Source organism: Paenibacillus sp. VCA1, assembly GCF_031583795.1.
In the GTDB taxonomy this organism is placed as follows: Bacteria; Bacillota; Bacilli; order Paenibacillales; family Paenibacillaceae; genus Paenibacillus_AQ; species Paenibacillus_AQ albilobatus.
Map to the genome: position 1 here is coordinate 47,717 of NZ_JAVLSX010000008.1, position 25,347 is coordinate 73,063.

The following is a 25,347-nucleotide window of genomic DNA, read 5'->3' on the forward strand; positions in this document are numbered from 1 at the left end:
AGAAATCCGCTTTGCGTATCACGGAAAATCAGGCGGTAATACGAATGTCACAAACTCGTTGGATAGAGGGAGTTATGTGACATTCATAGAATTGAAGTTGTCCGAAACCACGAAAAATCAAGGAGGAACTATTGTGGATAATTCAATAAAATTGGATGAACGTATTATTCAAAAAGTCAAAGATCTATTAGAAATTGAGGGTAATCAATTCTCACCTCAAGAACTCTATGACAGACTTTATCAGTTTAGATTTAAGACTCACCCTGATCTATTTAGAGATAGTGGAGATAAAGTACAAGCAGAAGAAAAATTTAAGCTTTGTTTGAATTATCTAGAAGAACTTTCGGAGTATATAAAACAAGATAAATTTATTAATTCAACTGAAGTAGTTACATACCGTTCCGATATTGAACTGTTGGATATTAAACAAAGTGTAATAGACAAAGAAAATGAGATTGAGAAATATAAACAAGATATTAAATATTTAAAACACAATAATGAGCAATTATTGGAGAATATAAAATCTCTTGAATCTCAGTTGAAATCAGTACGTGATGAGAAAGTAGAAGAAAAGACTCAAAACTTGGTTAACTCTTATAAACCTACACGTAAAAACCTTGCATCCATAGGAATCACAATGGTTTTGACGGTCTTGTTAGGTTTATTTACGCAAATCGAGCAAATAACAAATTTTCTTATTAAGTATTCACCTTTGAAGGAAAACACTATAAATACAATGATTTTCATTTTGCTTATAGCAGTTTTGGTTGTTTATGTATCACGGTATTTTGTAGTTAAAAAGATAGAAGGAATCTCCAAGAATATTAAATCTCAAGGAAGTATTCATTCTTTTTATGAATATTTATTAGAAGACGATAAAAAACGAGATTTTAATGATTTAGATGTATACAGATTCATTAGTAAAAAAATAAAGCCTAAAGGAAAAGTTAGTAGTTTTTTCGAAACAAAGATATTAAAAACCCAAGAAGAAGAAATTATTGATAGTTTGAAGGATATATTCATTTACAATTTATTCAACAAGTCCTTGATTCATTATGTTGGGACTGAAGATTTAAAACAAAAATTTAGAATAAAAAATAATAATTACAATGCACTTCAGGATATGCTTATTGAATTATAAAGATTACTCAAAGCAGTGGCATCGTATAACATAATATTCAAGCAGCGGCTCCTAACGGAGCCTTGGTCTGTCGAGGAGGACATTTCAGCAGACACATCCAACTTCGTTAGACGTCATGAATATATGAACTTTATAGGAAATCAATAGCACAAAAATCGTGAGGTACATCATAAGAAACTGAGCCGATTATTGTAAGGCTGCTGCAATATTACTAGCTCCTAGTGGAGTCTCCACCCATTAAGCTATTGCACAGATAAACTATTACACCAACAGGAGGGAGAACTAAATCCATAACAAAATTTCAGCTCCGGCAGCAACCTCTCAGGCCTGCTGGAGGATCAGCTAACCGGCGACGTTTTCGGCGCGATCCGCTAAATTCCGTTCAGACGGAAGAGGATTTGCAAAATTGGCGGGAAGAAAGACGTTCGGATTCTGTTAAGGTTGAGCTTGATCATGAGCAGGAAGATTTGGCGAAGAGTGTGCTCTGAATCGCAGAAGGCAGTAAGGCGAACGGTTGGCATTGTGATTGAACGAAATATATGATCGTTAATGAATCTGTTTTCGTACAATGTTATAATTTGGATGGTACATACACACCTTGAGTGGGCGGACTCCTTCTTGTAAAGGAGGTGTTACGATGAACAATTTCGTTCGGTGAGGCGATAATCTTCGGGATCTTCTTGTTGGCATTGCTGACTTGTATCGATGAACGAAAATAACCCACTCTTAAGGTTCACGCCTAAGTGAGTTAATTCCTGGTCATTCTGATCTTGGGGGAGAAATTCCCGCTCAAGATGTCTATACCGAGGAGCAGCAGGGGGCTGCTCCTTATTTCTATTTTTAGTCCTCAATAACGATTAGGCAGTTGGTTGGTGCTTGATGTATCGGTGTGACATTAGTAAGAAATATGAATTAACAGAGCACCCAGCTACTGCGTGTTCTTTTTGATTTCCCTCATTCTTTTGTACCCAGATTGCTATTATAGATGGAACTTCTCCCATTAGTTAAAACTAGAACGTTGCGTCTATATGTTTCTCCCATGTTCATTGTAGTACCAATTCCATAAACACATCCGCTCTTACATACGGCATTGGCCCGATCTGATCGACCGAAACGTGCTTGAACCCAACCGATTCGTAAAGATGAACGGCGTTCGGCAGCTTCGTGCTGCTGCCCAAAAAGAGCGATGTTGCGCCAAGCTCACGTGCGCGGTCAATCGCTGCATAGATAATTCTCCGTCCATATCCTTGCCCCCGCGACTCGGGTGTAACGCTCATCTTCGAAAGCTCGAACACGCCAGCTTCGCCCGGCACGAGTGCAACGCATCCTACGATCGAACCTCCAGCACGCGCGATGAGTACATCTCCTCCTCTGTTAACGATGTTCTCTACTGGGTTTTCTAGAATAACCCGGTCTGCCTCTTCGATGGTGAAGACACGGGTGATCCATTCTTCGTTAAGGGCTTTGAATGCACGAGCTTCGTCGGGCGTCTTCAGCGAAGTGATTGTGAGCGTTGCATCAAGCATGATATGTTGCCTCCTCTTGTATCGTTATTTTCCACTATAGAAAAAAACAAATGATTGATCAATTTCAATTTTAAAATAATTATCATAGATAATATCTATGATCGGACGGTGGCAACTCAGTTTTATGGTCACTGTTACCTTATCCAGTTCATTAAGCCTTTCCTCGGATTCCATATTTTATCAGTATCTTTACCTGTTTTTTACTCGACAAATGGTCTATTTTTCCTTGTAAATACTTGCCAAGAACTTTGATTGAAATTATATAGACGCTCGCATATATCTGCCACTTCTATAACCACGCCCACCCACGAATGATTTATATTAAACTAAACAGCCTTAGTCCGCTAGAGTACCGAACTAAGGCTATATCTTAACTCTCTGTTTTACTACTGTCTACTTGACTGGAGTACTTCAAATCGATCAGCTTTTTCTAACTTTTTCCATCAATCCGCCGAAAAATCTCAATCAGCACATTCCTCGCCATCTCAACATCCTTTGGATCACGTTCTCTCAGCAATGAGACAACTTCTTTTAAGGTAGATTCTTCCGGCAGTTCTTCCTGCTCCTTCAAATATGTAAAAAGCTCATAAACTCCGACTTCTAAGGCACTAGCAATCTTCTCCAGATTCTTCATGGAAATATTGCGTTCTGCTCGTTCAATAAATCCTATGTAGCTTATATTGAAGCCAGCCTTCTCTGCCAGTGCTTCTTGAGATAATCCCCGTAATTTACGAAGATCCTTTATACGTGCTCCGACTAATTTTAGAATATCTGACATCGTTACACCTCTCTTTAATAGAAGTGTAGGGAAAGTTTCGAATACAAATAATATATAGATAATAAGTTATTTTAAATAATTACTACTATATAGTAATATTATGTATGTATTTTATCCTAAATTAGGATATTTATTCATGATTGATGATTATTGTTCTCCAGATGTGTGTGATTAATTGATACCTATACTTCTAGGGCATCGCAAATTTGGCAAGGTCAATAAAGCGAAATAATCGCAGTTGAGGAATCGCCAATAATCGCAATAGGAGCTGAAGCATGTGAATCATTCAACCTCCATCGACAAAGCCAGAGATAGTAGGAATAAGCCGTTAAAAATCCAGGAACGAAGTTTGGCTCAAGCCAAAGGCATGATCAAAATGCAACATCTCGCACAGATCCACATGAACTCTGCCGCGCGGATGATGCATCCAACCTCCGCACATGTCTGTATCTTGTTTAGTGACCGTGCCCTCGAGTATATGCTTAAGGCATTGTATATGAAGAAGAATAACTGCATGTTTCCTCCGCCTTCATTCACGCTTCAGGATATCTTCCAGTTAACAGCGCAGGACGCTGTCCCGGATTTGGATAGGGTATTGTTCATGTGCACCATCCACTTTCTGGCCGGCTGTAATGACATTTCCTTCTTGCAAAATGTAACTCCCTCACAGCTTCAGAAACTGCTGAACCAAGTGGACGATGTACTGCTTCACCTGTCAGCCAGAGTCGGCTCTCACCCTTCCGAGTCGTATCGCTCTATTTTTCACTAATTAAAATGCAAGCTAGTCAGTGAAGCCGAGCAAGAGTGGGTCGCGTCTGCGTGTTTGATTCTAGGGATAGCAGCATTTTCGATAGGGCTACGGAAATTGCAGTGATCAAATTAGAGACGGATGAGGATTGGCAAAAATGTCGAGAAGAAAGACGTGCGGGTGCTGTTAAGGTGGAGCTGGATCATGAGAGGTGGGTTTTGCGAAGCGGGTGCTTGGAGTTCGTAGAAGCATTCCCCTATTGGAACATGATCGAGTATACCCTTGACCTGCTGGGGCATTTAAAAGCATGGATATGAGTCAGATGAGCTGGAAACAGTTTATTGCGGCCGTCAGAGGTTCAGCACAAAGCCATGAGTTACCGGAGCACATAACCGGGGGAATTTCATCCCGATCGTTATGGAGCATCTACTGCTCTTCAAAACGGACTATAAGCCGACAGGGAAGTTATGGATAGACGTCCCTGGCCAATACGAGTTCGTTGATGCCGACAACTATGTAACCTGGAAGACAGCCGTCAAGCATGTCATTAAACGCATTGGTCAAAGCATTACACCAGAGTTCGTATACAAGGGGATTCAAGATCACTTTCCGATCAAGCTTAAAAAGACGTATACGCCGCAGGCAACCATCCAGCGAACACTCCAGGAGCTCGAGGCAGAGGGTTTTCTGAATCGGATTGCCCGGGGGGATTTATGAGTTGACCGCGTAAAAGAAACCGCAGATTGCGGTTCTCAGGCTGTCGAGAAACCCCCTGTTTTTTTGCAGGGGGTTTAAAATTGCCTCACCGGTCACTGAAGTAGGGTTCTCAGAGCGGTTTAAATCGATTTTTATTTTAAAAGATATGTTTCCCCATATAAAAATTAGAGTGTCGAAAAGTCCGTTGGACTTTCTCGACACTCTGGAAACCGCAGATTGCGGTTCTTTTTTTTTGTTTTTGAGGTGCGCCGGGAAAAGGTAACGAGCTGCTGTCGCAGCTCCTCTTGAATAAAAAATTTTCTGACCTTACGTTCCGATCTTACCACTCCGCGCCTCAAGCAATGTAAGTCCATGCCCCTTCGGTGTGGCCGATGTTAAGCTTAGCAGCAGGGCCGAAGGCGGACTATATCGCCCGCCTGCAGCCCTTCATTCAATTGGCCAGACTTGCATTGACGGCGCTCCGTGGTGCGTCTACGTGTAAGGTTAAGAAAATCAAGGGAGCTGAACAGAGATGAAAAAACATGAACACATTTTTAAAAGCTTTTTCAAGGACTTTGAAGGACTTAGTGGCTTTTCATTTCATGAAGATCGCTTGCAATGTTTATCCTCCGGAGAAACCTCAGTTATGTATTACGATGCGTTCTTCCGAGGGGAATCAAATGTAATGTCGGTGGTTCGGATCTCCGTTCAAAATGACGGGGAAATCAGATGGAATGCATGTTGTGTTAAGGCTGCAGAGGAGCTTCATGGGCTATATAGTCTGTATTTTTCAGAGGATGAAGAACAGTATATTGCTTGATTTTATAGCCGCCCGCCTGCTGTTCTGGCGTGTTTATTGTAATACTTCCGCCCTGTTCTCGATTTGAGAAGAATGGCATGATAGGTAAGTAGAGATTTAAGGATTAAGGGTGACGATGACCATAAAAATAATTTAAAGTTGTTTATGCGGAGTACGGATGAATTTGATTCGATATCTTCATAAAAATATAAAATATCATTGTCGGGTGATTTCTTATGACACAGTATACAGTTTCAGGAAAAACGGTTTTCAGCGGAAAACAAATAAAAGAAATCGTTGATGCAAAGAGCGAGAAGGATGCTCTAAGAATAGTAAATGACATGCATGGTAAACTTCAGAAAGGTTGTGAAATATATAAGGAGAGTCTTTGGGAACCCGGGCTAGAATACCCTGTTGGTTCATTAGAAACCAAGATTCCGGAAATTCTAACCGACGATGAGGTTATGCGTATTGCGGAATTAATTCAAGACGGTGATGCTTCAAGCGATGATTATAAGCTCTTTAGTTCCTATTTTAGGCCTATGGTTAGTGCTGCGATCAGAGATTTTTGGAATAACATTTCAGATGATCCGTCTTCTGATAAGCAAAATGAGCTGTTTGCCAAAATAGCTACCGAGTTTATTCCCCGATATGATCCCAATCGTGGTTCTTTAAGACCGTTTATCAAACAAAATGTAGCCAATTTTTTGAGAAAGGGCTGGTCTCGGAAAACGTATGTTAATGGAGACAAGACAAGGCCAAGGGAGGAAATGCGAAGGGAATTTATCAGAAGTACCCATACCTATATTGAAAGTCGCAGTCGAGATGAAAAGAAGGAGTTTGTCATCAGTACCGGTCTTCGAATCATCACAGAAGGTATTTCGCTCGATCGTAAGGCTAAGAAAGAGTTTTATGGTTTAATTGTTGAATTAGGACTTCATAATGCCTTTTTAACTAAGGAGAAACAAATTGATGCTATTGAAGCATGCTATGGCCTAGAAGCTAAGAATGAATGGGAAGTAGCGAAAGATCGAGGCGTTACACAGCAAACGATACACATTAACAAGAGACGTGGGGAGGATAATATTCTAAAATACATTCATAAAAATTTTTCTGGTTCCGAGAAAACGTCTGTTTTTTGAGAATTGGCAGGGGAATTAAAATTTAAACAGGTGACCCTGTTATATATATTAGTATTATTAGTTGTTTTATTTCCTGATTGGTTTATGAATCGCTACTGGATTTATAACCTATAAAACGTTATTGAAGTTCAGTAAATCTAACGGCATCCAACGGCACAGATTAATTAAAGTACATAAATTAAATACGTAAGGAATGAAAAGCTCTTTTTGGTGGGCGTATGCCTATCAAATAGGGCTTCTTTTGCTTTCATAAAATTTTTCGTTTCTACAATGATGCCTTAATGCTCATATTCCCTTTTTATTGACTTGTTTTTCTTCTGAGAGAATAGATCCCTATTCATTAATAAGGCCCAGGAGACAGCTTTTTAGCTGTTTCTTGGGCCTTTTTTTGTTTTCCGCAAATTGCGGCAGAGCGCTGGATTTTTCCAGCGCTTTTTTTATTTCACTCAAAAGGAGACAAGTTTCATGAAAAGTAATGTGGATTGGACGGCAATTCCTTTTTCCGAGTATCCTCTGGTTGCAAGTTTGAAGCTTATTCGCACACATAGGAGATGGAAAAAAGAAACGATTTACTCGAACCACGATAAAACAAGATACTATCACAAAGACCCATTACATGGGGAGGTTGAATTTTATGATAAGCGTGGGAATCACCTCGGCGTTTTAACGCCTGACGGAGAACTGCATCCCACCAAGGGAAGAGTTAAGGGCAGAAGGATCTCAATTTAGAATGGCCCAGATAGATTACAAAATCAGAGGAAGCGTCTTCTTAAATAATGGCGTGCTGTGGGTACCGAGTGGTCATTGAAAATCCGAATACTACAGTTGCTTCAGGTATCATCCTAAAAGAAAAATATGGATTTTCTGAAAAAAACGGTTATTTGCTTGTATCAATTGATATACTTTATATAAGTATTAGTTCGCAAGAGAAAGGGGGGGACTGAGTTATGAATGGTGGTCATAGCGTGGTTGGAATTGATGGACTTATTCAGCTTATAGTTTTTCTTGTTGTCAATTACTTTATAATATATCTTATCGTTAGTCATACTGTGAAAAAAGGCTTGCAAAAGGAGATAAATGATCTTAAGAGTGAACTTAAAAATTTGAAGGACACTTTAGAGAAAAACAAACAGTAAGAGAAAACCTGCGATTTTTGATTATATTGAAGAAAATAATAAAGGGCGACATGAATGTCGCCCTTTATTATTTTTAATTAGACAGGTTGCCCGTTAATCGTGTAAATAGTTTCCCAATACCATTCGTCACCAATAAAACTACTAAAAGAAATTGATAGAGGGCCAATAGAAACGGCAGGCGTTCCTAATGTCCATGGGTGAGCATATTTTGCGACGAATTTTCCTGTATGTCCTTTTTCGCTTATAGGTATTCTTACGTCGTTATAAAGATAACCGTTCATTGAATCGAATCTTGTGGTATATGCAAACTTAAAATAGGAACCATATAGACCTTCTGGAATTACACTCGGGTACTTATAGTTATTACTTCCCAAAACAACAGTGTTTGTAACAGCTTGACTTCTGACACTAGTAGAGTGTGATTGCCAAGCATGTGCTAAAGTATCTGTAAGTAGGTTTTGCGGAGTAGACGACCAATCGAAAGAGTCGTGATATCGGTATTCGAATTCTGTTGCATTTGGTGATTTTCCTTGATATGTGACATGACCTCTCGCACTAAAAATACCATCTTTAACGGTGCTTAAAGGCTGTATTTGTATTTCTTTGTTTAATTCTTTACTGAGTTTCTTTGCCTCTTGTTGTCTTAATGCTTCAATCTCATCTCTGTTCTCATCAGTTATCAAGTATTTTTTGCCATCAGATGCATTAAAGTACTGGACTAAAGTAGTTTGTGAGTCTACTTTTACGCCACCTGCTAAGGCAGTAGATTCCTTTTCGCCAGGACTCATACTTTGGATTTCATCTTCTGTAAATCTCATTTCTTTTAAAATCGCATCTTGTTGATCAGATGTAAGCTTTTGGTTATTTGAATTTAGAATAGGGAAAACCCTGCCGTCAAATTTTTTTTCTATAGTCAGATCTGAATCTATCCTAATTAATTCACTGTTCTGTTCGTTTTCGTCATCTACATTTTCTTGGGCATTTACGACCGGGACGAGCAGTAAAAAGACTGTACTGAGGACAAAGCATGCTTTAGTGAATTTTCTCAAGATAAAACATCTCCTTTTAATTTAATATAGTCTTCGTAATTTTGAAGTTTCCCTCCCTTCTTATACTCTTTAGTTGTTCAGCCAATAACGAAATCCATTTATGGGCAATATTGGCATGTACATATATATAAAACAACTTATAGTTAAAAAAGTTATAGGTTATTTTCATGAAAAACGATATTTTATTGCAAGCAAAGGAGATATACAACAATTTTCGCGTCATAATAAGCACACAGCTTAATGAATACTTTAGGAAGGATTCAAATACACATTTGCCATGAAACCCCACCACTCACGAAAAGCCCAAGCGAACAGCGAAAAATCGCCGCCGTTCCATTGGGCTTTTTGCGCCTAAAAGGAAGCGATCCGTCCGGATCGCTACGAATCATGTCGCACTGTGGGTACTCGGTTGCATGGAAAAATACGGAAGATATACAGTGGTTGCCGGCGCCGCCACGGACGCTATCATCAGGGTTTGTTCTCAGACTTTGTGCAGTCTTCACGGTTTGCGCTTATTTGCGTAAATCTATTTTTCGCTGCTTGCTCAAAATCCGCATTTACCTCAAATTCATACCCAACAAAATCAACCCTTAACTCCGATCCTTCCGCTGCCCCCAGCGTTCCTTCCTATACTTAATCAGATAACATAAGCCACCCTCATCTTTAATAGAAATTCATTAAGAGAATGAATGCACCTATTATAACCATGGCACTTTCACAAGGTGTACTTCGCAGACTCCTCTTAGATTAATCCATTAAAATAAAAAGATTTAATCCTGAAGAAAGAAGGTGAACAAGAGCGTCTGGGGAGAAAGGAATAATAGGAGGTGACACATCCCAATTCCGAAACATTGGACATTCGCCTAAGGAGGTCAATGAAGGATGAAATTCATACATCGGCTATCAAGCAAGTCGATTCGGTTCAAGTTGATTGCGGGCTTTCTTTTATTTGTCATCCCTTTGCAGCTCCTGCTTATTTTCGATAACTACTATGCGATGAAAGTCGTTCGCGAGCAAGTCGCCAACTCCAATCGGCATTTGGCAGCCTTATACATGGATCAAATCGACAGGAATTTGGAGGAGATCGATAAGTATTTGCGGACTATGGTCGCTTTTGAGAACGATTTGATTGTGCTGGACAGGCCTGCTGACGTGAATATGGACGAATATTTTTTGGCGAAGATCAATCTGTTCAATAAATTGGAAAGGGATATTCATACATACAAAGAGATGGATTATCTATTCGTTTATTCATCCGTCAATGAAGAGCTCATCACGAATCAGCCGCCCGAGGCGACGATGGCTGAACTGAAAATGATCCGGCAAGGCATGATTCAGATGCTTCAGGAGAGAAAGGGCTTGCAGAAGCAGGCGTTCGAGAAATGGTTTCCTTACAACATGAACGAAGAGTACTATATCGTGAAAATACAAAAAATCGGAGATGTATATGTCGGGGGATGGGTGAAGGCATCGAAGCTGATGATACCGCTCAGCTTGCTGGACGTCCGGCCGGAAGGGAAATCAGTACTTGTCACAGAAACGCTCAAACCGATGAGCGGCAATACACCAATCGATAACAACAATGATTATTTGCAGGTCAGCACCCATTCCAAGCAGGGGAAATTCTCCCTGTTGTTTTTGATCCCCTACAGTGTCATCTTGGAACGTCTCCCGCTTCTCCAGCGTCTTTGGTACCTGCTGATCCTGGGAGCCCTCATTATTCTTCCGATTTTTTATATCTTCCTGCGGCATATTATCCTGCTCCCGATCAACCGGATCGTAAAAGTCATGAGACGGGTACGCGACGGGAATCTGGAGCAGCGGGTCGAGCCATATCCCGTTTCCTATGAGTTTGAACTGATGAATGATGTATTTAACAGCATGGTTTCGGAGATCAAAGCATTAAAAATCACGGTCTATGAAGAGCAGCTGCTCATTCAGAAGGCAGAGCTTAAACATCTGCAGCTGCAAATCAATCCGCACTTTTTTTTGAATGCGCTGAATACCATCTACAACCTTGCCCAATTCCAAAACTATCCATTGATCCAGGCCATGTCGGAACATTTGATCAACTACATGAGATTTATGTTTCAGAATAACCTGAAGTTCGTCACGCTGGAAGAAGAAATCGCTCATACCCGCAACTACTTGCAGATCCAGGCGCTGAGGTTCGAGGATGCGTTTACTTATCAGATTAATAGCGACGAATCGCTTTCCCAAGCCTTAATACCTCCGCTCATGATACAGACCTTCACAGAGAACACGATTAAGCATGCGGTTACGATGGATGAACCGATCCGGTTAAACGTAGACATAAAGCTTAGCGGGGATCAGGAGCCCTATCTATGCATCGTGATTCAAGACACGGGTAAAGGATTCTCTGAACAAGCGTTAAGTGAATGGCAATCAGAAGACGAATCAGCCCATGGTGACAACGGGCATATTGGCATATGGAATTCCAGGCGTCGATTACGGTTGATTTACGAAGACAGGGCAAAGTTGATCCTATCCAATCACCCGGACGGGGGAGCGAGGGTTGAGGTTTGGCTCCCGTTCCAGCTGGGAGATCTATCGGAGGAGGGATGGCATGTATCAATTGCTGATCGTTGACGACGAGATCCATGCGGTGAGGGCCGTACAAGCTGCAGTGGATTGGGCAGAGCTGTCGATCTCCCGTATCCATGTGGCCCATAATATCAAGCAGGCCATGGGGATATTTGCTGAACATCCGATTGACATTATGATTTGTGATATTGAGATGCCCCAAGGCAGCGGGATTGAATTGTTGTCATGGGTTAGGGAGCGACATTTGCTAACGGAATCCATATTTTTGACATGCCATTCGAACTTTGCCTATGCGAAGGAAGCGATTCAACTCGGAAGCCTTGATTATATACTGAAGCCCGTCAAGATGAATGAGCTGCGAGCCGTCGTTTTGAAAGGCGTAGAGAAAGTGAATGAAAAAAGGGAGCAGCACATCAGCAAAGCAGAAAGCCAATATTACGCCAAGCTTTGGCATACGAACCGTTCCATCTTAATGGAGCGGTTCTGGCAGGATGTGCTGAACCAGCGGGATGCAAGCCCGAAGCGGATACGGGATGTTCTGCAAAGCAGAAACCTTCCCATCCGGGAGACGGATTCCTTCCTGCCGATTTTGATTTTCGTTCAGCGCTGGGCGGAGAAGCTGAATACCCAAGATCGGAGGCTTATGGAATATGCAGTTATGAATGCCGCGGACCATATGATTCTGCGCGGAGATGAACAGGGCCAATTGGTACGGATCACCAGCGATATGTTTGTGGCGATCCTGCCTGAAGGGACACGGGCAGAAGACCACGCGAAGAATATTGAACAGATGTGCAAAACTTACATCGAGTCATGCAACCGGTATTTCCGCTGCGATATTTCGTGTTATGTGGGTGAGCAGGGGATGATCCATGAGATGGCAGCCCGCTATAATCGCTTGATCTGCTTGAAAGAAAGCAACTTGAACCGGAATAATCACGTTTTTTTCGTGAGCGAGGGCATCAACACCGCGCAATCCGTCGCCGTCATCCAAATGAACGTCTGGTTAAAGATGCTCGAGCAAGGTGCATATGACGCCGTTTATTCCGAATCGGAACGTTATTTGAACTCGCTGAAGGATGTCGTTGGATTGAATGTAGAGGTTCTGCGGCAATTTGTGCAGAAATTCCTGCAAAAGCTGTATTCCTTTATCCAGTACAAAGAATGGCAAGCCTATGAGGTTCTGGGGGAAGCGATAGCTACGGAGCAGTTGTCCCGGGCTGTACGTTCTGTGACCGATCTGCATGCTTGGGTGAAGTATGCGTTGGATCAGACCACTCAGTTTTGTTATGGAGCCGAGGATACGAAGCCGTTAATGGATCGAATCATAGCCTTTATCAAGGAGCATGTGGATCAGGCGATTTCAAGAGAGGATATTGCCCGACATGTCAATTTGCATCCGGATTATTTGTCGAGACGGTTCAAAAAAGAGACAGGCAAGTCCATTGTGGAATTTATTGTGGAAGAGAGAATTTCCATGGCCAAGGAGCTGCTCGTAACAACCCATATGTCCGTCAGTGAAATTGCACTATGTGTAGGGTACTCGAATTTTTCGTATTTCTCCAAGATCTTTAAGCAAGAGGTAAAAATGAATCCACAACAGTACCGCAAATCCCACAGGTCAGAATTGTAATAATATGAGGTCAGTATCGTGGTGGTTCAGCCGGAGCGCTGTTAGCTACAATGGAGCCAGTCAATGAAACAACAATACGCTGACGGAAAGGAGGAACACCACCATGTCTTCGCGGGTAAGAGGCATGAGCTTAAAGAAGCTAAAGAAATACAAAATGCTGTATCTTATGCTGATCCCAGGAGTCGTCTATTTGCTCATTAACAATTACGCCCCCATGTTCGGCATCGTGATTGCTTTTAAGGACGTTAACTTCGCCAAGGGGATTTTGAACAGCGATTGGGTCGGGCTCAAAAACTTTGAGTATTTGTTCAAAACAGAAGACGCCTACATTATTACGAGGAATACCATTTTGTACAACCTGGTGTTTATTGCCCTGAATCTGGTTGTCGCCGTGGCACTCGCAGTACTATTGTACGAATTGAAAAATCGTTTCTTACCCCGGCTTTATCAAAGCATTATATTGCTTCCGTATTTAATATCTTCCGTTATTATCGGTTACCTTGTTTATTCGCTGCTCAGTATGGAAACGGGACTTATCAACAATACGATTCTCCCGCTCCTGGGACGGGACGGTGTCATGTGGTACAACGATCCCAAGTATTGGCCCTACATTTTAACCCTGGTCAAAATATGGAGTACAGCAGGGTACTTGAGTATCGTTTACTTTGCGGCCGTCGTCGGAATTGATCACGAGTACTATGAGGCGGCGACGCTAGATGGGGCCAATAAACTGCAGCAAATTTTCAAAATCACCATTCCTCTCATCACGCCCGTTATTATTATCATGACTCTGCTCCAGATCGGCCGTATTTTTTATTCGGATTTTGGTCTATTCTATCAGGTCCCGCTTGACTCGGGCGTCCTGATGCCCACCACCAATGTGATCGATACTTACGTATACCGGGCCCTGATCAAGAACGGAGACATCGGCATGTCGTCAGCTGCAGGGGTATACCAGTCCATCGTTGGATTTATCATCATTCTCATTTCTAACTATGTCGTTAAAAAAATCAATCCCGACAATTCACTGTTCTAAAAAAGGAGTGAGATCACATGATGTCCAGGAAAACGGAGCAGTGGGTGATTAACATCGTTTTTATCGTAATCTCATCCCTTTGCCTGATTCCTTTCATCCTGCTTGTCGCATCCTCCGTTTCGAGCGAGGCTTCGATTATCCAAAACGGCTACACGTTGTTTCCGACGGAATTCAGCCTGGAGAGCTACCGTTATTTATTGAAGGAACCGGCTATGCTGATCCGGGCCTATGGAATATCGATTTTCATAACCGTCGTCGGGACCGTTACAAGTTTGATCGTGATGACGTTACTGGCTTATCCGATCTCAAGAAGAGATATGCCGCTGCGAAATGCAGTTTCTTTCTTTATCTTCTTCACGATGCTCTTTCATGGGGGACTTGTTCCAACCTACTTAATGTATACAAACGTCTTCCACATTAAAAATACGCTGTTTGCCCTCTTGATTCCCGGATTACTTGTAAGCGCATTCTTTGTGATTCTGATCCGGACCTTTTTCACCATGAATATTCCGAACGAAGTGATCGAGTCCGCCTATATGGATGGTGCCAGCGAATTCAAAATTTTTGCCCGAATCGTTCTTCCGTTGTCTACTCCCGTATTGGGCGCGGTTGGCTTGTTCCAATTGATCAATTACTGGAATGACTGGTTCAACGGGCTCATCTATATCACGGACAGCAAGCTGTACAGTATCCAAGTGCTGCTCAATACGATTCTGTTGAATGCGCAATACTTGGCCAGCAACACGAATTTTGTGGAAGACATGGTCGCGGCCGATGACATACCTAATCATGGTTTGAAAATGGCGATTGCCGCCATCGGCGTGATCCCCATTCTGGTGACCTACCCGTTCTTTCAAAAATATTTTGCCAAGGGGCTTACCGTTGGTGCAGTCAAAGGCTAAAGCAGTCATCCGTCTATCATGGATCGCAAATGATTACAATGGGAGGGGCATATATATGCGTAACAGGGCAGGTATGATGTTATGGATCATGACAATGTTGACTTTGCTGCTGGCAGGCTGCGGCAAAGAATCGAATACGAATACGAAGGATGCGGTTGCGGGAGAGGAGGGTGCCGCCGTAACCGGTGACGGGAAGCTGCCGCCATATGAGGTAAAGCTTGTCTTTTATGGACCGGCTCAGAAGGATTTGGAACTCGTTGAAAAAGAGATGAGCAAAATTACGCTCGAAAAAATCAATGCGACCGTGAAACTGGAACGAATTGAACCGGCGGCCTGGGATCAGCAAACCATTCTCATGCTCACCGGAAATGAGCAAGTCGATTTAATCGTGACGGGAGGCACGGATTTTTCAAGACAAGTCGCGCAAGGGCAGCTGCTGCCGCTGGATGATCTGCTTCAAAAGCATGGTCAAGACATCACGAAAGCCTTCCAGCCGGAAATACTCGAAGCTACCAAAGTTGACGGCAAAATCTATGCCATTCCAAGCATCAGGGATTTTGCCTCGAATACCACCGTGATGATGCGCAAGGATCTGCTTGATAAATATCATCTCGATGCAAGTAAGGTGAAGACGCTGGACGATTTGGACCCGATTCTGGAGACCATTCACAAACACGAGCCCAATATTACGCCGCTAGGCAAGCCAGGCGCCTCGGCTTCTATCGTGGATCGTGTTTTGGAAAATAGCTGGGACATTCTGGGGGACTACATTGGCGTGTTGGATGATCTGGACGAACTCAAGGTCGTGAATTTATTCGAAACCCCGGAGTACGAGAAGCTGATAAAAACGGCCAGACGTTGGTATGAAGCGGGTTATATCAGCAAGGATGCGGCGACGAGCAAGGAAACGGCGGTCGATTTAATCAAGGCGAACGTCGGTTTCGGAGTCATTCAAAAAGGCAAGCCAGGTGTGCTGGCGCAGACGGAACAACGTGTTGGTACGAAGCTTGAGATGATCAATCTGGGCAAGCAAATTACAAGTACAACCAATATTACGGCGATTATGCTCGGCATTCCGGCCAATTCCAAAGATCCGGAACGTGCCATGATGTTCTTGAACCTTCTGAACTCGGATCGGGATCTGATCAACCTGATCGACTGGGGGATTGAGGGCAAGCACTACGTGAAGGTCGGCGAAAAGCAAATTGATTTCCCGCCTGGCGTCAATGCGACAAACAGCGGTTACAACATGCGCCAAGGATGGATGTTTGGCAATCAGCTTCTGTCCCATACTTGGGTCACAGACAATCCGGATCTGTGGGAGGAGATGGATCAATACAATCGGGAATCCAAAAAATCCGCAGCCCTCGGTTTCACCTACAACCCGTCGCCGGTGAAAACGGAATTGGCAGCGATTACAAACGTCGTTCGTCAATTCCAAAGCGGCTTGGAGAATGGTGCTCTGGATCCGGAAGTCAATCTGCCTAAATTCAATGCTGCCCTTCGCGCTGCCGGCATTGACAAGGTGATAGCAGAGAAGCAGAGGCAATTAAATGAATGGGCGAAAAAAAAAACAATAAGACAGGGAGTTGAGCTAAAGTGAAGATATCGATTGGAGGATATTCGTTTCAAAACACATTTGTACAAGGTAAAATGGACGTTTTTGGCTACCTGGAAACGGTAAAATACCGTTACGGTCTGAACGTTGTTGATCTGTATAACGGTTTCTTTGTGGATAAAAGCGGGCCTGTATGGGAATTGGCGGATGATGATTATCTTCGCAAAATTCGCGAAGCCTTGGATGAGAAAGAATTGACCGTCGTTAACTTCGCCGTTGATACGGCTTCCTTATGGGATCAAGACGAAGAGAGACGCGAGCTGCAATATCAAAATGCGTTAAAGCATTTGCGTGCAGCGGAAATACTGGGTGCTCAGACGGTGCGAATCGACACAGGCGGCTCGTATTCGAATGATCCCAATGGTGATTTCTTCGATATGAGTCAGGAACAATTTGAGCATATCGTACAAAGATATCAGGAGTATTGCCGGATCGCTGCCGATTTTGGCAGTAAGGTTGGCCCGGAGAATCATATGGGGCCGTCACTGAATCCTCATTTTCTGAAGCGGATCGCAGAGGCCGTGAATCATCCGAATTTCGGTGTTCTGCTGCATGTAGACCGCTGGAAGGTTGACCCTGAACTTGGAGATTCGATGATCGCGCCGTGGGCATGCCATGTGCATTTTGGAGGCAATACGCTGGCTGCGGAAGACCGGGCGATTCGAATTGCGCAAACGCTGCATGACAGCGGCTTTAAAGACTATTGGGCCGTTGAACATAATGCGCCGGATAACCAATATGTGGAGGTTGGGTGGGCCGTTGCCGCCATGAAAAAAGTATTGTCGAAAGTAAATTAACAGGGGAAGAATAGCTTTCGAAAAATTTGGGCTTAAAGGAGCGAATACCAATGGGTAAAATTCGAATCGGGATTGTCGGAGTCGGATTAATCGGCATCACGCATCTGAAAAACTATGCGGATATCGCGGATGCTGAGGTTGTGGCTGTCTGCGATATTAATGAAGAAGCCGCTCGACAAGTGGCCGGCGAATTTCAGATCAAGGATGTTTACACCGATTTTAGGGAGATGCTGAAACGCACGGACATCGATGCGGTCGATGTTTGCCTCCATAACAACTTCCATGCTCCTGTAACCAATGAAGCGCTTGAGGCAGGGAAACATGTCTATTGCGAGAAGCCGATCGCCGGGACCTATTATGACGGCAATTCGATGCTGGAAACGGCCAAAGCCTGCCATAAGATGCTTCATATTCAACTGAACACGCTGTATAGAAAAGAGACGAAAGCCGCCAAAGCACTGATCGAAGAAGGAAGCTTGGGCAAGCTTTATCATGCCAGGTCAACGGGGTTTCGGCGCAGAGGACGTCCATTTGTCGATGGCTATGGCACCAAATTTTTCAACCGGAAGGAAACCGCGGCAGGGGGCGCCTTACTTGACATGGGGGTTTATCACATAGCTCAGATGTTATACCTTATGGATCTTCCGAAGGTGAAAAGCGTATCCGGCAAAGTCTATCAAGAAATGGATATGGACGCGGCGAGAAGAGCGGAATCCGGGTTCGACGTCGAAGAGCTGGGTCTTGGATTTATCCGGTTCGAAGGCGGGGTAACGCTTGATCTCATCGAGGCGTGGTCCATACATATGGGAGGTTTTGAAGGGTCCAGCCTGGTGGGCAGCAAAGGCGGGATTCGGCTCCCTTCGTATTCTTCCATATCTCAGAACAGCGGCATGAGCTTTCATACGACCATCGCGGACATGGACCTGGACAGCAGCGTGAACCTGGACGATATGGAGCTTCGTTGGAGCAGGCTCAAGGCGGATTATGACGCTTACCGTTCTTCGCAACATCATTGGATCGCAGCCCTGCAGGGAAGGGTTCCCCTCCTGCCGACAGCAGAGATTGCGCTGCAAACCATGCTGATCAGCGAAGGCGTGTACCTGTCCGACCGGCTGGGACGCGAAGTAACCGCAGAGGAGATCATCACGCATTCTGCGTCGACCAATGTCAAATTGTAAGGGATGAAGGAATCATGTCGGATCAAATGATTAGCCGGAATATGCTTGGCATGCTGAAGGTGTTCAACTTTGTGCTTTATGGGGCTCTGGCGATTTATAGCACGTTCTTCGCGTTATATCTGAAGGATACCGGGTTTTCCAATGTGCAGATCGGACTTCTGGTAGCCGGCGGTCCGCTCATCGGGCTGGTAGCTAATCCATTCTGGGCGTATTTTGCAGACCGGTTTCGCAATAACAAGCGCATTCTGATTATTTGCCTGATCGGTAATTTCACATGCATGCAATTTGTATTTATGACGGAATCCTACACATTGATTTATAGTCTGATGCTGGTTTATTTCATGTTTCAGAGTCCGCTGTTCACGCAAAGCAACAGCCTGATCCTGAACGTCATCGAAGGAACCAATCGTAAGTTTGGGGAGTTTCGTGCGTGGGGGTCGCTGGGGTGGGCGCTGATTGCGGTCGCAGCCGGCCCGGTCATCGGTTGGCTGGGAATAAGCAAGCTCTGGATCGTATTCGATGCGATGCTGCTATTCGCCATTTTCTTTACCTTCCTGATGCCAAGCGGCAACGAAAGAGCACAGACCGAGAAGTTTACCAACAAAGGATATTTTATGGTGTTTCGAAATAAATATTTTTTGATCTTCGTTTGTTTGGGCGTGCTCATATCGATCCCCAATTCGATCAATTCGACCTTTCTCAGCATTTACATCAAGGGCTTGGGCGGCTCGGACACGGTTGTCGGTTGGTCCGCCTTTGCCACGGCTATTTTGGAAGTACCCGTATTTTTGTTGCTGGATCGGTATTTGAAGAAAAATTCGCGTACAATGCTGACCTGGTTGACCGTCATCTGCCTGCTTTTTTCGGCACGCTGGTTATTGATGTCCGTAGCGGTTTCAGCCATACAGGTGATATTCATCCAATTGCTGCATTCCATTACATTCGGAGGTTATTACTACATTGGCACCCAGCTTACGTCTCACCTTGTGCCCGGCGAATATCGCTCCAGCGGGCAGGCCGTTTACGGTCTGACATGGGGCGGTGTATCCGGCATTGTAGCAGGCATACTCGGCGGCTGGATGTTCGAGAATCTGGATGCTTCCGTATTGTACCGGATTTGTTGTGTGGGCACGATCTGCGGATTTATCGGTTTCTTCTTGTTACGGCATTCGTTCCGGACGAGGAAGAGTCAAGTGAACACACAGAGCGGACAATTTAATTAGTCGCCATATTGCATAGTGTCACTGAAAAAACGCCGTTATTTTGAGAGGCAGCGTCGTTGAAGTAACGGGCTAGAACAACAAATCAGCAAACTGAAGATGAGTCATATAAATGACAAAAAGTCCGCGAAGTTCGCGGACTTTTGTGCGCTTGGCAGCGCGCCGAATAAGGAGTGAAGGTCTGCAGCATACCGCGAGGTCCGTTTATTCATTCCTTTCAATTTCTAGCAAGTTTCGAAAAAATCCGAGCCATTATTGGCCCGGATTTTTCTTTTGGAATTCATTATTTAGAAATTTAGATTGGGTTTTTCTAAATGTTTCCCAGTGCTTGCGTCAATGATAAATGGAGTTTCCTCATATGTCTGTTTATAGATCTTTATGGACTCTTCTCTAGAAGGGGGGATAAGTACATCCGGATTATTTATCGAACCAATCTTTCCATTCGACGCTGCCAGGGCTACAGAACTTGTTGCAATGACGGAAATGGCTACTGACAAAATAACGATTGCTTTCTTTTTCATGAAAATCACCTCTGTCTTAGCTTTTTAAACTCAACGGTTCGATCATTTTGTAAGACAACAGTTGAGTGTTGGCATACAATATATAAACACCATGAACACCCAAAAAGTTACATTAATAATATAAAATGTCCAATAAATAATAATTGAGAGGGAAACAATTAAGGACATTAATAGGTCTTAACTACATCCACACAAAGACCATTTTTTGGCAATTCAATCAAAGTGAATATGGAAATTTTATCCCTTGCTGAGCTTCACCCAAGTGTAGCAATTTCAGTCGTCTGGTCAATGATAGGAAAAGGGAATTTGCAAATACAATGAAAAAATTGGCTATTTCACCAGATTATCCGCCTTATAACTCTGCACTGAAGAGTTATTTATCTTCGATAAGCTCAAAGTCAGGTTTCAATAAATAGCTCAATGGATAAAGCTCTGGTTTCGCTGAGATAAGACCCTTGATCAGAGCGATTTTCTTTTCTTCCGATGGGTAGAAGGTTACTCCGAGTGCCGCAGGTTCAACGAATTGAATAATGAGATAAGCGTCGTCCTTTTGGTTCATGGGACAAATTATATTATTTTCAGAAAATACCGAATCATATTCATCAAATAAGAAGATATGGCAGGTTTGATTTTGCCAAGCCGATTCGTATAGCCTGTATGATCGGCTTTCAATGAGTTTTATAAATTTCGTTGGAGACAACCCGATTTCATAGCCGGTAATATATCCGGAATTGTCAAAGTCGACCCCATATTCAGTTTCAAACTTCTCTTGTACATATCCGCTTCTAAACGAATAAGGGAGCATAGTCATGTTGTCGAGGTAGGTTCCCAGTTCCGGTTTTCTCTCAAAAGGGATTTGGATCTGGGAATTATCAATGGACTGATTTAATTTGAAGTTGGTTTGATGGGAGATTTTCTCGGATGGTGGTTGTAGATACACATAACCAATATGAGCATAGTCCGACTCCATGCAAGTAATCTTCATAAGAGCCTCCTTTATGAACTTAAACTCCAATAAGGTATATTTAGTTTCTTTCAGTATAAACAATAGTCGAAGGTTCGCCATCATCGCCTTTTAAGCTACGGGCAGGATAGTTAAATCGTTTCTCGAATATTTTATCAGTTGGATAATTTAATGAACGTTGTGAATATAACGTTGTCTGAATGATACTCAAATCTTATATGTGAGGGTGAATTCGTTTGAAGCAAGGACTTATTGTGTTTTTGAACGGAACTTCAAGTTCAGGAAAGACTAGTATTTCTATGGAACTGAAAAATCAGAAAGAGATTCCTTTTCATCATTTATCCATTGATGATTTTTTTCATAATTACAATGATTTTATCGATAATAAATTTCCGGATATTGAACCTACAAGAGAAGTGGATAATCAAGTTGTCGGACAAATCCTTTTTGATCCCATAATGTCAGTGTATTATGCAACAATTAAATTGTTTTCAGAAATGGGTCTGAATGTCATCGTTGATACCGTAATCGACAATGACAAGCGGTTTAATGATTATCTTGACGTGCTTTTTGACCATCCTACATTATTTGTAGGTGTACTATGCTCGAAAGAAGAACTCACAAGAAGAGAGCAAATAAGAGGAGATCGGGAGATTGGACTAGCAAATTCCCAGTTTAACAAAGTATATTGCTTTAATGAATATGACCTTGAAATAAATACTGAAGAGTTGAATCCAGCAGAATGCGCCGAAAAGATATTAAGTTTTATTAAGTCCGATCAGGATTACTCGGCATTTAAGAAATTAAGTAAAAGAGAGATTAGTGTTTCATAGAAGGCGAATCTACCAGATAACAATTAAAGACAAATCAGCAAGCTAAAGACGAGTAACATAAATGCCAAAAAGTCCGCGAAGTTCGCGGACTTTTGTGCGCTTGGCAGCGCGCAGACCCGTTTTAGTTTTCTTTAGCAGAACTGCCTTCGTCTTTTGTATCTTCTTTCTGTGATATTTTCATCGGTTTAATAAAGAATGACAATACTAAAGCAAAGAATGCCAAAACGGTGGAGAACGTAAAGGCAACGGAGACCCCATGAATCATTGGATTGGGAAGTTGTTGCTGAACGGCAGCCGTTGTATTGTTCGTCATAACCGTAACCAGCAAGGCTGCTCCAACGGAAGCGGCCAATTGCGTCAACGTGTTACTCATTGCGGTTCCATGTGGAATCAAATGGTCAGGCAGTTGGTTTAATCCGGCCGTCATGACTGGCATCATCATAAGAGATATTCCGAACATTCGTATGGCGTAAATCACCATCATATAGATGTATGGCGTTGAAGCGGTCATGTTGCTGAACAAGAACGTCGTACCTACTAAGATAACCGAACCGATAAGAGCCAACGGTCGTGCTCCAATCTTATCAAAGATCCTCCCGGTAATCGGCGACATAACCCCCATTACAATCGCACCCGGTAACAACAGCAAACCCGATTCCAGCGGTGTAAAGCCTCTTGCCGTTTGTACATAAAGCGGAAGAAAAAGCTCTACGCCGATCATCGTCACCATAACAGCCATACCGATGAATAAGGTCAATGAGAAGGTCCGGTTTTTTACTGCCCCGGATATGAGAGGGCATGGATTAAGCGGAAAGCCGGTAGCCAGATATACATCTCAGGAAATGGCGGAAGATATGATTGAACTGTTGAACCTTTTAAATATAAATTCTGCGATTGTGGTCGGACATTCCATGGGAGGGCGTGTGGCTGGACACTTGGCAGCGCATTACCCTGGACGCTTCAGGGCGGCAGCCATCATCGACATATCCGCGCGTGGCCCGGCAACGCCGAGCTCTTTGCTTCCGGAAGAAATTCCAAACGTGGACCCGTTCACCAAAGACTGGCCGTTGCCGTTCTCCAGTCTGCCCGAAGCCATGCAATTTATCAGAAATAAAACGGCTTCCGAGTATTGGTATCTCCAATCTATTAGCGGCCTAACCGAAACGACGGAGGGATATCGGCTTATGCATAGTCCGCAAGCGATGTCTGCCAACACGGCATATGATACGGCTTGGTTTGACTTGTTGCCGAATATACAGTGTCCCGTACTTTTGATCAGGGCGAAGGACAGCATGTGGCTTCCCGAGGAGGATTTTAAAAAGATGAGTTCTTTAATCCCCACATGCTGCTCTTATGAGCTGTCGGATACGGATCACTATGTATATCTGGCAAATACGAAGGAGTTTTATGAATGCATGAATGAGCTGTTGGAAGTGACAGTCGAAGTGCAGTTTGATTACGGGCCGCTATGGTATATGATGGAATAAATATGAAGATGATCAGGCAATAAATCTGTACACATAAGGAGATCAAACTATGGCCAAAAACAAATTACTAAGAATGGACAATGTAGGCATCGTTGTAGAATCCCTTGATGACGCCATCTCTTTCTTCGAGGAGATCGGCTTGAAGCTCGAAGGGCGAGCTACTGTCGAAGGTGAATGGGCTGGTCGCGTAACCGGGCTGGGTTCACAGTCTGTAGAGATTGCTATGATGGTTACCCCGGATGGCCACAGCCGACTCGAACTTTCGCGGTTTCTCACCCCACCTACGATATCCGATCACCGAACTGCTCCTGTAAATGCCCTCGGTTATCTACGCGTTATGTTCACGGTTGAAGACATTGACGAATTGGTATCCAGACTCACGAAGCATGGTGCTCAGCTCGTAGGCGAAGTGGTTCAGTACGGGGACTCGTATCGGCTCTGCTACATTCGTAGCAATGAAGGACTTCTAATCGGTTTGGCGGAACAACTGGGTAATAAATAAGTGACGTTTAAAAGAAGACTTAGTTGAAACACCGCATTCACGCCCCGGGTCTCGACTCTCGGTACCGGAACGAGGAAGTTGCCGGGACGCATCCGCACCGACTAACCGCATTGGGTCGGCAGCAAGCGGCTTTTAACTCGGTGGGACTTGGTGATGCATGAACTTTAACGGAAATCAATGCAAAACCAAATTAAAGGGACTCAACTAACGGGACACGTTTGTATACCTGTACCAGCATAAAGCAACTAAAAAAAGACGTTAGGGGAGATCAACTCAAAAAGATGAAAGCAACTACCGAAACACTTCTTCGTATATTGGGAGAACATCATCAGGAAGCCCACGGCATTCCGGAGGCAGACATCCGGGCCAAGGAACAAAGCCTGGGCTTTTCATTGCCGGCTGCACTGCGGGATTATTATAAGATTTTGGGACGATCACCGTATATCACCCAAAGATGCAATAACCAGTATGAACCACTTCCGTTAGAGGAAGTATTCATTCCTGATAACGATTTTTTTACGACGGATAAGGATTTTCTGGTTTTCTATCAGGTGGAGGAATCCGTGATCTATTGCGGGATTCGGATGCAGGATTTGCAGGAGGAAGACCCGCCGGTTTACCTATGCGCATGGAACTTGCCCGATTGGCAGCTGGAAAATCGATCGCTTCAACGTTTTCTGGCCGGCAAAGCACTTATTCAGTTGGGCGTTGAGGATCGGCTTCCGTATTGGGCAAATTTCGATGAGAGCATGTGGGGCATGTCGGACTATTGCAAATGCGTGCGTCTTGATCAGGAGAGTGAGATCGAAGAGGGTTCAGAGCTTAACGCATGGAAAATCTATGTGAAGGACGATGTGCTGATCGTGTTTGAGCTGGACGTATCCGAAGAGGGGACGGAGGAACCGTTGGCCGTATTTCTGGCGTCATTCCAGCGGTCGAGCATCGAAAACCTGCTGAACGAAATGGGGAGGGACACTAGCCTACCTTCGTTTCGAACGAATTTGTGAGAACTTTGATGAATTGACGGACGGAGCCAACTGGATGAGTTTTTACACAGTCCGAAATGCAAGGTGTAT

Annotated in this window: 24 protein-coding genes; 18 read left to right on the forward strand and 6 right to left on the reverse strand. The window is 43.5% G+C overall.

Features of this window, described 5'->3' with window-relative positions; translation table 11 throughout:
• The first annotated feature begins 133 nt into the window (after positions 1–133).
• A complete protein-coding gene (locus tag RJP21_RS18750) occupies positions 134–1,141 on the forward strand; it encodes a hypothetical protein (protein WP_310860660.1) in 1,008 nt (335 codons plus the stop codon).
• A 1,043-nt stretch (positions 1,142–2,184) separates the two neighbouring features.
• Here RJP21_RS18750 and RJP21_RS18755 read toward each other — a convergent pair.
• Together RJP21_RS18755 and RJP21_RS18760 are read right to left on the reverse strand one after the other, a co-directional pair.
• Positions 2,185–2,667 (reverse strand): GNAT family N-acetyltransferase, encoded by a 483-nt coding sequence (locus tag RJP21_RS18755; protein WP_310860661.1) that lies wholly within the window; start codon positions 2,665–2,667, stop codon positions 2,185–2,187.
• Between the two features lie 430 nt (positions 2,668–3,097).
• Positions 3,098–3,445, reverse strand: a complete 348-nt coding sequence (locus RJP21_RS18760) for a helix-turn-helix domain-containing protein (RefSeq protein WP_310860662.1) — start codon at positions 3,443–3,445, stop codon at positions 3,098–3,100.
• 277 nt (positions 3,446–3,722) lie between these two features.
• Here RJP21_RS18760 and RJP21_RS18765 point away from each other — a divergent pair, with 277 nt between their 5' ends.
• From RJP21_RS18765 to RJP21_RS18785, 5 genes are all read left to right on the forward strand, one after another.
• Entirely contained in the window at positions 3,723–4,214 is a 492-nt protein-coding gene (locus tag RJP21_RS18765; protein WP_310860663.1) for a hypothetical protein, read from the forward strand.
• Positions 4,215–5,421: 1,207 nt separating this feature from the next.
• The gene (locus tag RJP21_RS18770) at positions 5,422–5,709 is read left to right on the forward strand and encodes a hypothetical protein (RefSeq protein ID WP_310860664.1); all 288 of its coding nucleotides are present in this window, start codon (positions 5,422–5,424) and stop codon (positions 5,707–5,709) included.
• A 215-nt stretch (positions 5,710–5,924) separates the two neighbouring features.
• A complete protein-coding gene (locus RJP21_RS18775; protein ID WP_310860665.1) occupies positions 5,925–6,830 on the forward strand; it encodes a hypothetical protein in 906 nt (301 codons plus the stop codon).
• Positions 6,831–7,295: 465 nt separating this feature from the next.
• Entirely contained in the window at positions 7,296–7,559 is a 264-nt protein-coding gene (locus RJP21_RS18780) for a colicin E3/pyocin S6 family cytotoxin (RefSeq protein WP_310860666.1), read from the forward strand.
• A 218-nt stretch (positions 7,560–7,777) separates the two neighbouring features.
• A complete protein-coding gene (locus RJP21_RS18785; protein ID WP_310860667.1) occupies positions 7,778–7,966 on the forward strand; it encodes a hypothetical protein in 189 nt (62 codons plus the stop codon).
• Positions 7,967–8,043: 77 nt separating this feature from the next.
• On the opposite strand, the gene RJP21_RS18790 is transcribed toward RJP21_RS18785, so the two are convergent.
• Positions 8,044–9,015 (reverse strand): hypothetical protein, encoded by a 972-nt coding sequence (locus RJP21_RS18790; RefSeq protein WP_310860668.1) that lies wholly within the window; start codon positions 9,013–9,015, stop codon positions 8,044–8,046.
• Positions 9,016–9,897: 882 nt separating this feature from the next.
• On the opposite strand from RJP21_RS18790, the gene RJP21_RS18795 reads away from it, so the two are divergent.
• The 8 genes from RJP21_RS18795 (at position 9,898) to RJP21_RS18830 (ending at position 19,967) form a co-directional block, all read left to right on the forward strand.
• A complete protein-coding gene (locus RJP21_RS18795; protein WP_310860669.1) occupies positions 9,898–11,625 on the forward strand; it encodes a sensor histidine kinase in 1,728 nt (575 codons plus the stop codon).
• On the forward strand, positions 11,603–13,213 hold the full coding sequence (locus RJP21_RS18800; RefSeq protein WP_310860670.1) for a response regulator transcription factor: 1,611 nt from the start codon (positions 11,603–11,605) through the stop codon (positions 13,211–13,213). Before RJP21_RS18795 ends, RJP21_RS18800 begins: the two co-directional genes overlap by 23 nt.
• Before the next feature lie 103 nt (positions 13,214–13,316).
• Positions 13,317–14,249 carry an ABC transporter permease gene (locus RJP21_RS18805; RefSeq protein ID WP_310860671.1) on the forward strand — a complete coding sequence of 311 codons (933 nt, stop codon included), beginning with the start codon at positions 13,317–13,319 and terminating at the stop codon, positions 14,247–14,249.
• A gap of 17 nt (positions 14,250–14,266) precedes the next feature.
• Positions 14,267–15,151 (forward strand): carbohydrate ABC transporter permease, encoded by an 885-nt coding sequence (locus RJP21_RS18810; protein ID WP_310860672.1) that lies wholly within the window; start codon positions 14,267–14,269, stop codon positions 15,149–15,151.
• A gap of 55 nt (positions 15,152–15,206) precedes the next feature.
• Complete coding sequence (locus tag RJP21_RS18815) at positions 15,207–16,754, forward strand: ABC transporter substrate-binding protein (protein ID WP_310860673.1); 1,548 nt, start codon at positions 15,207–15,209, stop codon at positions 16,752–16,754.
• Complete coding sequence (locus RJP21_RS18820; RefSeq protein WP_310860674.1) at positions 16,751–17,566, forward strand: sugar phosphate isomerase/epimerase family protein; 816 nt, start codon at positions 16,751–16,753, stop codon at positions 17,564–17,566. Before RJP21_RS18815 ends, RJP21_RS18820 begins: the two co-directional genes overlap by 4 nt.
• A 50-nt stretch (positions 17,567–17,616) precedes the next feature.
• On the forward strand, positions 17,617–18,744 hold the full coding sequence (locus tag RJP21_RS18825; protein ID WP_310860675.1) for a Gfo/Idh/MocA family protein: 1,128 nt from the start codon (positions 17,617–17,619) through the stop codon (positions 18,742–18,744).
• 14 nt (positions 18,745–18,758) lie between these two features.
• Positions 18,759–19,967, forward strand: coding sequence for an MFS transporter (locus RJP21_RS18830; protein ID WP_310860676.1), 1,209 nt, complete (start codon positions 18,759–18,761; stop codon positions 19,965–19,967).
• A 284-nt stretch (positions 19,968–20,251) separates the two neighbouring features.
• Here RJP21_RS18830 and RJP21_RS18835 read toward each other — a convergent pair whose 3' ends face one another.
• Entirely contained in the window at positions 20,252–20,485 is a 234-nt protein-coding gene (locus RJP21_RS18835; protein ID WP_310860677.1) for a hypothetical protein, read from the reverse strand.
• Positions 20,486–20,858: 373 nt separating this feature from the next.
• Complete coding sequence (locus tag RJP21_RS18840) at positions 20,859–21,470, reverse strand: hypothetical protein (RefSeq protein ID WP_310860678.1); 612 nt, start codon at positions 21,468–21,470, stop codon at positions 20,859–20,861.
• A gap of 215 nt (positions 21,471–21,685) precedes the next feature.
• On the opposite strand from RJP21_RS18840, the gene RJP21_RS18845 reads away from it, so the two are divergent.
• Positions 21,686–22,282, forward strand: coding sequence for a chloramphenicol phosphotransferase CPT family protein (locus RJP21_RS18845; protein WP_310860679.1), 597 nt, complete (start codon positions 21,686–21,688; stop codon positions 22,280–22,282).
• 121 nt (positions 22,283–22,403) lie between these two features.
• Here the strand turns inward: RJP21_RS18845 and RJP21_RS18850 are convergent, their stop codons facing one another.
• Entirely contained in the window at positions 22,404–23,012 is a 609-nt protein-coding gene (locus RJP21_RS18850; protein WP_397386244.1) for an MFS transporter, read from the reverse strand.
• Between the two features lie 13 nt (positions 23,013–23,025).
• Between RJP21_RS18850 and RJP21_RS18855 the strand changes: the two genes are divergently transcribed.
• The 3 genes from RJP21_RS18855 to RJP21_RS18865 all read left to right on the forward strand — a co-directional run bounded on the left by RJP21_RS18855 (position 23,026) and on the right by RJP21_RS18865 (position 25,278).
• Entirely contained in the window at positions 23,026–23,769 is a 744-nt protein-coding gene (locus RJP21_RS18855) for an alpha/beta fold hydrolase (protein WP_310860680.1), read from the forward strand.
• A gap of 49 nt (positions 23,770–23,818) precedes the next feature.
• Positions 23,819–24,271, forward strand: a complete 453-nt coding sequence (locus tag RJP21_RS18860; protein ID WP_310860681.1) for a VOC family protein — start codon at positions 23,819–23,821, stop codon at positions 24,269–24,271.
• 281 nt (positions 24,272–24,552) lie between these two features.
• Positions 24,553–25,278: an SMI1/KNR4 family protein gene (locus RJP21_RS18865; protein WP_310860682.1), complete on the forward strand. Its 726-nt coding sequence runs from the start codon at positions 24,553–24,555 to the stop codon at positions 25,276–25,278.
• The last annotated feature ends 69 nt before the right edge of the window (positions 25,279–25,347 follow it).

Bases quoted from the DNA above. Each gene is read 5' to 3' on its own strand.
- RJP21_RS18840 (WP_310860678.1), bottom strand. From the start codon at position 21,470: ATGAAGATTACTTGCATGGAGTCGGACTATGCTCATATTGGTTATGTG.
- RJP21_RS18760 (WP_310860662.1), bottom strand. From the start codon at position 3,445: ATGTCAGATATTCTAAAATTAGTCGGAGCACGTATAAAGGATCTTCGT.
- RJP21_RS18755 (WP_310860661.1), bottom strand. From the start codon at position 2,667: ATGCTTGATGCAACGCTCACAATCACTTCGCTGAAGACGCCCGACGAA.
- RJP21_RS18855 (WP_310860680.1), top strand. From the start codon at position 23,026: ATGAATAAGGTCAATGAGAAGGTCCGGTTTTTTACTGCCCCGGATATG.
- RJP21_RS18795 (WP_310860669.1), top strand. From the start codon at position 9,898: ATGAAATTCATACATCGGCTATCAAGCAAGTCGATTCGGTTCAAGTTG.
- RJP21_RS18860 (WP_310860681.1), top strand. From the start codon at position 23,819: ATGGCCAAAAACAAATTACTAAGAATGGACAATGTAGGCATCGTTGTA.
- RJP21_RS18835 (WP_310860677.1), bottom strand. From the start codon at position 20,485: ATGAAAAAGAAAGCAATCGTTATTTTGTCAGTAGCCATTTCCGTCATT.
- RJP21_RS18780 (WP_310860666.1), top strand. From the start codon at position 7,296: ATGAAAAGTAATGTGGATTGGACGGCAATTCCTTTTTCCGAGTATCCT.
- RJP21_RS18785 (WP_310860667.1), top strand. From the start codon at position 7,778: ATGAATGGTGGTCATAGCGTGGTTGGAATTGATGGACTTATTCAGCTT.
- RJP21_RS18815 (WP_310860673.1), top strand. From the start codon at position 15,207: ATGCGTAACAGGGCAGGTATGATGTTATGGATCATGACAATGTTGACT.
- RJP21_RS18770 (WP_310860664.1), top strand. From the start codon at position 5,422: ATGAAAAAACATGAACACATTTTTAAAAGCTTTTTCAAGGACTTTGAA.
- RJP21_RS18865 (WP_310860682.1), top strand. From the start codon at position 24,553: ATGAAAGCAACTACCGAAACACTTCTTCGTATATTGGGAGAACATCAT.
- RJP21_RS18830 (WP_310860676.1), top strand. From the start codon at position 18,759: ATGTCGGATCAAATGATTAGCCGGAATATGCTTGGCATGCTGAAGGTG.
- RJP21_RS18810 (WP_310860672.1), top strand. From the start codon at position 14,267: ATGATGTCCAGGAAAACGGAGCAGTGGGTGATTAACATCGTTTTTATC.
- RJP21_RS18850 (WP_397386244.1), bottom strand. From the start codon at position 23,012: ATGGTGACGATGATCGGCGTAGAGCTTTTTCTTCCGCTTTATGTACAA.
- RJP21_RS18775 (WP_310860665.1), top strand. From the start codon at position 5,925: ATGACACAGTATACAGTTTCAGGAAAAACGGTTTTCAGCGGAAAACAA.
- RJP21_RS18825 (WP_310860675.1), top strand. From the start codon at position 17,617: ATGGGTAAAATTCGAATCGGGATTGTCGGAGTCGGATTAATCGGCATC.
- RJP21_RS18805 (WP_310860671.1), top strand. From the start codon at position 13,317: ATGTCTTCGCGGGTAAGAGGCATGAGCTTAAAGAAGCTAAAGAAATAC.
- RJP21_RS18800 (WP_310860670.1), top strand. From the start codon at position 11,603: ATGTATCAATTGCTGATCGTTGACGACGAGATCCATGCGGTGAGGGCC.